This is a genomic window from Gemmatimonas sp. (genome assembly GCF_044344655.1).
Classification (GTDB): Bacteria; Gemmatimonadota; Gemmatimonadetes; order Gemmatimonadales; family Gemmatimonadaceae; genus Gemmatimonas.
In genome coordinates this window covers 44,359-51,445 of the sequence record NZ_JBIJCN010000020.1, presented here as the reverse complement: position 1 = coordinate 51,445, position 7,087 = coordinate 44,359, and the positions used below count along the sequence as shown (strand labels likewise).

The following is a 7,087-nucleotide window of genomic DNA, read 5'->3' as shown; positions in this document are numbered from 1 at the left end:
GGCTGCTGCCCAGCGCTTGTGCCGCCGCCAGACTGGTACGTGGCCCTGCTCGCCCCGCTCGTCGGCCTCCTCGTGGAATCGCAGGCCGTGGCCGGCTCCGCGGCGCGTCTGGCTGCCACCACTCCCATTCTGAAACGCATGCTCGAGAGCACCGGCTCTCCGCTCACCCCCGCGCAGTTGTCCCGATACATGCACCTGTGCAGCCGCCCAGCGCATGTGCATGCCGCCATCACCATGATGTCCCGCTGGGACCTGCCGTCGCTCTTCCGCGACATTGGCGTCCTGCGCGTTCCCGTGCAGCTGATCGCTGCCCGGAATGACCGCTGGATTCCTCTCACCTCACTGCGGCGCGCGCTGGAACGCATTCCGGGAGTGGAGTTGGTGGTCGAAGAGGGAGGGCACCTGTTGCCGGAAGAGCGGCCCGAGGTGGTGATACGCCTGCTGCAGGACCGCAGGCTCTAATCGACGCCCGAAATTATCCCCCGGGCCTCAAAGCGGAATAGCGCGAACTCCTTATAAAGAAGTTCGCGCTATTCCACTTTCTGACAGGCACTCCGGGACCTCAGCTCAGCTGGTTGCCCCTTGCAATGACCGCCGGCTGGCCAGCACGTGGTCCCGCGTCACCGTACTGTCGCCCAGATCGCGCGCATCCCGTTCTGCCGCGTCCCGCAGCCGCTTGGCGGCGGAAATACGAATCAGAATGGGGAAGCCTTCGCATAGCTCGTCGTACACGGCCTTGGCATCGTCATCCCACGGCAACTCCTGATGCAAGCGCGCCGGCGTGGCGTCGATCTTGTCCATCTCCGTGCCCAGCGGGAGGATATGGAACAGGGCATCGAACAGCTGGTTGCACACTTCCTGCACGATGTACGTTGCGCCCGAGTACCCCATGTAGGGCGTACCGGTATGCCGACGGATGATGGCCCCCGGGAACGACGCCGGAATGTACATGGAGCGTGACCCGGCTTCGGCCAGATACATACGCTCGTTGTAGCTGCCAAACATGATCAGCGGCGGCTTGGTCTTGATCGCGTCGCGCACGGCCTGGTTATCCGGCTTCACCCCTGGTCGACGCGCAAAGCTGAAGGTGCAGGGGAGCCCCATCTCCGTCTCGAGGAAATGGCGTACCCCTCGGGCATACGTTTCGTTGGCCACAATCGCGAAGCTGGCCGTGCCGAAAAAGTCCTGCGTGACCGACCGCCACAGATCCCAGAGCGGCTTGATCGTGGTGTGCTTTTCCTTCTCGATGAAGGGCTCGGGATCGAGCCCCAGCAATTCGCCGAGCGTGCGCAGGAACTTGGTCGTGCTGTGGAGGCCGATGGGCGCCTGCAGGAAGGGCACCTCGAGATCCTCGCACAGCAGGCGCCCGAACTCGCGGTACATGCAGATGTTCACGTCGGCATCCACGAGCCGTGGAACGTCCTGCATGTGGCTGCCGAGCGGGAACACCATGTTGATCTCGGCGCCGATGCCTTCCACCAGGCGACGGATCTCGTGCAGATCACTCGCCGTGTTGAAGTAGCCGTAGATGGGGCCGATGATGTTCACGCGCGGCTTGTCGCCGGGCTGCCGCTCCCGCTTCTTGGGGCGCACGCCCTTCTTGAGGCCGTACTCCGTCCAGAGCCAGTACATGGCGCGGTTGGCCGCCTGCCACTGGTCTTCGTCGATCGTGCGCGGCAGGAAGCGCTGGATGCCCGTGCCCTCCGGCGTCACGCCACCGCCGATCATCTCGGCGATCGAACCGGTCACCACCACGCTTGGCAGTTCGGGGTCGAGCGTGCCGTGCGCGCGCTTCATGGCGCCCTCGGTGCCGTGCTGGCCGAGTTCCTCTTCGGCGAGGCCGGTCACCACGATCGGCAATTCGTGCGGCGGCAGACCATCGGTGTAGTGCAAGACAGACGTCACCGGGAGGTTTTCGCACCCCACGGGGCCGTCGATGACTACCTGCATGCCCTTGATCGCGGTGAACACGTACACCGCGCCCCAGTAGCCACCGGCTCGATCGAGATCGAGAATCAGCGACATCAGACCATCTCCTCGGCCTTGCGGGCACGCGCGAGCTTGGCGATGTGCCGCTTGTAGTGCTCGCGGAACTCCGGCTTGTCCTGCGGTACGTCTTCCCACACGCCGGCCTTGTACCCGCTGCCGACATCGCCGAAGAACGCCTTCATCTCGTCGAAGCGTGTCTTGTTGCCGATCGCGGCGTTGACGACCTGCGCGAGCGACCCCGCGCCGGCGGGCCCCATGAGCGGACGCGCCGAAATGAGATTGGTGAAATAGAGCGCGGGGATGGTGAGCTCCTTGGCCTTCTGCACGACCGGCGTGGTGCCGATCGCGAGGTCGGGCTTGAACTCCTCCATCGCGGCGCAGTCCTGCTCGAGGGAGGCGCGATATTGGATGTGCACGCCCCGCGCCTGAAGCCATTCGCGATCGCTGTCGCTGTAGGGGGTGCGCGGGCAGGCGGTCCCCACGTAGCGCACGTCGGCGCCACTCTCCACGAGCAGGCGCGCCACCAGCAGTTCTGAGCCTTCGTAGCCGGACAGGGTGATGCGCCCCGTGATCGGCATTGCCGAGAGCGCGCCCTTAATGGCGGGGAGCATGCGGTTCTTGGTCGCATCGATCAGCTCGCGCGACACGTTGGCAGCCTGGCCGATGTTCTCGAGCCAGGCCTCAGTGCCGTCATAGCCCACCGGGGCCGAGCCCACGATGGGGCGCCCGGCCGCCTCGAACTCACGGAAACTCGCGACGTAGAACGGATGGATCGCCGCCGCCACGGTGCAGTCGAGCGCCGCGTACAGTTCACGCCACTCGCGCGTGGGCACCACGGGACCGGCCGCGAGGCCCATCCCGTCCAGCATCATGCCGATGCCGACCGGATCGGCGGGGAACATCTCGCCAATCAGCGTGACCGTCGGCTTCTGCGCGCGCCCCCCGCGCGGCGCCTGCACCGGACCTTGCTCGGCTTCGAGGCGCGCGTACTTGAGCATCGCCCCGGCGAGGACGTCCTTGGCTTCCGCGTGCGTCGGCACGCCGAAGCCCGGCACGTCGATGCCGATGATGCGCACGCCGTTGATCTCCTTCGGGAGGATCTGCAGCGGCACACCGGACGCCGTGGGGACGCACAGGTTGGTGATCACGATCGCGTCGTACAACGCCGGATCGGCCATCTTGAACACCGCATCGCGGATGTCCTCGAAGAGCTGGCCGGTGACGAGCGTCTCGGAGTTGAAGGGGACGTAGCCAACGGTACGGCGCGCGCCGTAGAAGTGGCTCGTGAAGGTCAGACCGTACACGCAGCACGCCGACCCGGAGAGGATCGTCGCGGTGCGGCGCATGCGGAGCCCAACGCGCAGCGAGCCGAACGCCGGGCACATGCTTTGGGGCTGATCGTGCGGGCCCTTGGGATAGTCGGCCGCATAGCGGTCGAGCACCTCGCTCTTGCCCGCGGCCCGTGCGGCCTCGCGCATCTGGTCTGCGCCGGAGTGGCAGCCGAGGCCGTCCTGCTGCGTGGCTGCTACGTTGATCTGCGCGCCATCCACGACCGGCAGTGCCGCGCGTGCCGAAGCCGGCGCGCAGCCCATGCCCCCGGGCGCGTCCGCATCGTTCAGCATCGGCGCGTCACCGGCGGCGTCGTAAACGACTTCCTTGTCGGTCGCCATGTCAGTGATTTCTCGGGGATCAGACGGCGTCGTAGACGACTTCGAGGGTCGGCTTCACGATTTCTTCTTTGCCGACCATGTCGAACAAGGTGGCGGGCTCCATCACGAAGTCGCGGCCGGTCGATTCGGCGGAGAAGAGGCCGAGTAGCTGATCCTGCGTTTGCGGCTTGGGGCGCACGGGCGGCGCGTCGGCCACGTTCTGCGCCAGTTCGGCGAACAGCGCGCCCCACTCGCCATCGGGCTTGCCGATGATCTCGTAGCTCGCGCTCTTGCGGCGGATGTCCTCGTGCGCGGGGATGGACGCGAGCACGGGAATGCCCGCGTTTTTCGCGAACGCCTGCGCCTCACCGGTGCCGTCGTCCTTGTTGATCACCATGCCGGCCACGCCCACGTTGCCGCCCAGCTTGCGGAAGTACTCGACCGCGCTGCAGACGTTGTTGGCCACGTAGAGCGACTGCAGGTCGTTCGAGCCGACCACGATCACCTTCTGGCACATGTCGCGCGCGATCGGTAGGCCGAAACCGCCGCACACCACGTCGCCGAGGAAGTCGAGCAGGACGTAGTCGAAGCCCCAGTCGTGGAAGCCGAGCTTCTCGAGGGTTTCGAATCCGTGAATGATGCCGCGGCCGCCGCAGCCGCGGCCTACTTCGGGGCCACCGAGTTCCATGGCATACACCCCATCGCGCTTGAAACAGACGTCGCCGATGGAGACCGCCTCACCGGCGAGCTTCTTCCGGCTGCTGGTTTCGATGATGGTGGGGCAGGCCTTGCCGCCGAAGAGGAGCGACGTGGTGTCGGACTTCGGATCGCAGCCGATCAGCAGCACCTTCTTGCCCTGCTGCGCCATCATGTAGGACAGGTTGGCAAGGGTAAAGCTCTTACCGATACCGCCCTTGCCGTAGATCGCGATGATCTGCGTTTCCTTGGTCACCGGACCTGTGTGCACGTCTTCGGGTTCGGCCGTGGCTTCGTCGCGCACGTTGCTGTGCAGCTGGTGCAGACCGTTTTCGCTCATGCAGCAGATCTCCAGTCGAGGATCATCTTGACGCAGTGGGGATCACCGAACGCCGTAGCGTAGGCGTCGGCGGCACGCGCCGCAGGCTCGCAGTGCGTGATGAGGCCATCGAGGTCGAGCTTCCCGCTGTTGGCGAAGTCGGTGATGGCCGTGAGGTCCTGCTCCTTCCACTGCGCCGCGATGCGGATGCGCGCTTCGCGCAGGAAGGCCGGCGGGAACGTGAACGAGACGGGCTCGCTGTAGAAGCCGCCGAGGACGATCTCGCCGCCCGGCATGAGCTTGTTTACGAGCGCGTCCATGATGCCGTCGGCGCCACTCACGTCACAAATCACCTTGTAGCCGCGCGTGGTGTCGTCGTTCGGGTGGATCACGGTGTAGCCGCGCGCGCCGTCCATGCGGATGGGGTTGGTCTCCCACACGGTGGGCGCCGGCGCGCCGTACAGCACGCACAGGCGCGCGATCAATCGGCCAAGCGCGCCGTGGCCGACGATGAGGCCGGGCAGCTTGTCGAGGTGGTTGGCCGGATCGGGCTCGAGGCAGTGGTGGGCCGTGGCCGCGAGGGCGAAGAGGGCGCCCTTCTCCCCAACGTGGTCGGCGAGCGGGATGGTCTTGCCGCCGGGGACCACCACGCGGGAGGCCTGGCCGCCGAAGAGGCCACGGGCCTCGTTGAACCCCTTCGAGCCGGGCACGTACACCTGCTGGCCGATGTGGCGTCCCGACTCGGGACCCGCCTCGATGATCTGACCGACGCCCTCGTAGCCAGGGACGAGCGGGTAGCCCAGTCCGGGGAACGGGGGCATGCGGCCGGTGAACAGCAGCTTTTCGGTACCGGTGCTGATACCGGACCACTGCATGGCCACCACCACATCGGCAGGGGCGGGCTCGACGAGCGTCAGTTCACGGACGGACAGCGTGGTCGGCTCTTCGAAAACGACGGCAAGGGTCTTCACGGGGTGTACAGTGAGGTTGACAGTCGATGCTGTCAATATTCTGACTCAAACGTTCGGGTATGGATTCCGAGACCGATAGGACGGTTCGGACCAAGTGTCCGGTGGGAGAGGGGCCCGGCGCCGACGGCCTCACACTTCGGCGATGATCAACCCCGTCTGAATCGGAAACCGGGTGGGGAGCTCGCGGCTGCGCCGGAAGCCGGCTATCTGAAGCATCCGATGGAGTTCCGATGCTCGGCGAGCCCGCCCCTTGCCCATGGCCATGAGGTAGAACGAGAAGTAGGCGTCGCCCACCGTCTCGGCCCCCTTCGCGCCCGCCAGTGCCTCGGCGATGATCAGCTTGCCCCCGCGGGGCAGGGCGGCCCTCGCCCGCTGTAACAGGCGCCCCACCGACTCGTCGTCGTGATCGAGGAGGACGCGCACCAGCGAGATCACGTCGGCACCGGTTGGGAGCGGGTCCGCGTGGAAATTGCCGCCGTGACACGTGACCCGCTCACCGAAGCCCGCCTGCTCGAGGCGCGTCCGCGCGCGCGCCGCCACGGCGGGCAGGTCGAACAGCTGCAACTGCAACGACGGGTGACGCGCTCCCACGAGTGACAGGAACACCCCTTCGCCCCCGCCGACATCGAGCAGGCACTCGTGCTTGCGGAGGTCGTAGGCGTCGAGCACGTCGTGGGCGACCGGCGGTAAGGTGGCGGCCATGATTTCCGAGTACGCCGCTACGCGCGTTTCGTCGATCGCCTGCGGACGCGGCGCGTCGGCATACGACCAGTAGCGGGACAGCTCGGTGCGGAAATCTGAGCCCTGGCGGAGCAGCGAGAGGGGGTCGGCCAGATCGTGATAGGCCATCTTGTGATGCCGGATCAACGCCGTCACCCCCACGTTGCGCACCAGGGGCGCGCCCAACGGTCCCAGGCCGTACCGCGAATGCCGCCGCTTGAGCAGTAACCCGAGCGAGACCGCTGCATTGAGCAGGCGCTCCGCGCTGGCGACCGGCATCCTGCCGCGCGCCGCGATCTCTTCGACGGTCTTCGCGCCGTCGGCGAGGTAGTCGAACAGGTCGAGCTCCACGCAGGCATACAGCGTCTGGGTGTAGACGAACCCCGAGACGAGGTCGAAGACCTTCTTCGACCGATACCGCGTGATGGGGGCCGTCAGCGGGAAGCGGGCGCTCCAGCGCTGGAACTCGTCGGTCGCCACCAGCTTGTACCACCAGTCCCGAATGCGTTCGAACGGCCCCGGTGCCGGGATACCGGCACCAGACGTGGCCGCGGAGACGGGCGCATGGTCGACGGCGGCCGGCGCACGCAGGCGGTCAGCCGCCGGAACGGAGGGCGCAGACAGCGCCTGTTCGGGGGGAGTCACAGGCCGAGGATAGCCTTTGGACACCGTGGTGTCAAGAAAAGTGTACACCAGAAGGCGCCGGGACTGTCAGGATATTGCGACATAGAATCCCCAGTCCT

General features: G+C 66.5%; 6 protein-coding genes. 1 reads left to right on the top strand and 5 read right to left on the bottom strand.

Annotated elements, in window-relative coordinates; all coding sequences use genetic code 11:
- On the top strand, positions 1–462 hold a 462-nt coding region (locus ACIQ51_RS07525; protein ID WP_396204411.1), incomplete at its 5' end, for an alpha/beta fold hydrolase.
- Positions 463–567: 105 nt separating this feature from the next.
- On the opposite strand, the gene bchZ is transcribed toward ACIQ51_RS07525, so the two are convergent.
- The 5 genes from bchZ to ACIQ51_RS07500 form a co-directional block, all read right to left on the bottom strand.
- On the bottom strand, positions 568–2,025 hold the full coding sequence (bchZ, locus tag ACIQ51_RS07520; protein ID WP_396204410.1) for a chlorophyllide a reductase subunit Z: 1,458 nt from the start codon (positions 2,023–2,025) through the stop codon (positions 568–570).
- Positions 2,025–3,581, bottom strand: a complete 1,557-nt coding sequence (bchY, locus tag ACIQ51_RS07515) for a chlorophyllide a reductase subunit Y (protein WP_396204413.1) — start codon at positions 3,579–3,581, stop codon at positions 2,025–2,027. The genes bchZ and bchY overlap by 1 nt, the downstream gene beginning before the upstream one ends.
- A gap of 97 nt (positions 3,582–3,678) precedes the next feature.
- Positions 3,679–4,674, bottom strand: a complete 996-nt coding sequence (locus ACIQ51_RS07510) for a chlorophyllide a reductase iron protein subunit X (RefSeq protein WP_396204409.1) — start codon at positions 4,672–4,674, stop codon at positions 3,679–3,681.
- Complete coding sequence (bchC, locus tag ACIQ51_RS07505) at positions 4,671–5,624, bottom strand: chlorophyll synthesis pathway protein BchC (RefSeq protein ID WP_396204408.1); 954 nt, start codon at positions 5,622–5,624, stop codon at positions 4,671–4,673. The genes ACIQ51_RS07510 and bchC overlap by 4 nt, the downstream gene beginning before the upstream one ends.
- 129 nt (positions 5,625–5,753) lie before the next feature.
- On the bottom strand, positions 5,754–6,989 hold the full coding sequence (locus tag ACIQ51_RS07500; protein WP_396204407.1) for a methyltransferase: 1,236 nt from the start codon (positions 6,987–6,989) through the stop codon (positions 5,754–5,756).
- Positions 6,990–7,087 lie beyond the last annotated feature (98 nt).

Coding starts and splice junctions, on each gene's coding strand:
- bchZ (WP_396204410.1), bottom strand. CDS start 2,025: ATGTCGCTGATTCTCGATCTCGATCGAGCCGGTGGCTACTGGGGCGCG.
- bchY (WP_396204413.1), bottom strand. CDS start 3,581: ATGGGCTGCGCGCCGGCTTCGGCACGCGCGGCACTGCCGGTCGTGGAT.
- ACIQ51_RS07510 (WP_396204409.1), bottom strand. CDS start 4,674: ATGAGCGAAAACGGTCTGCACCAGCTGCACAGCAACGTGCGCGACGAA.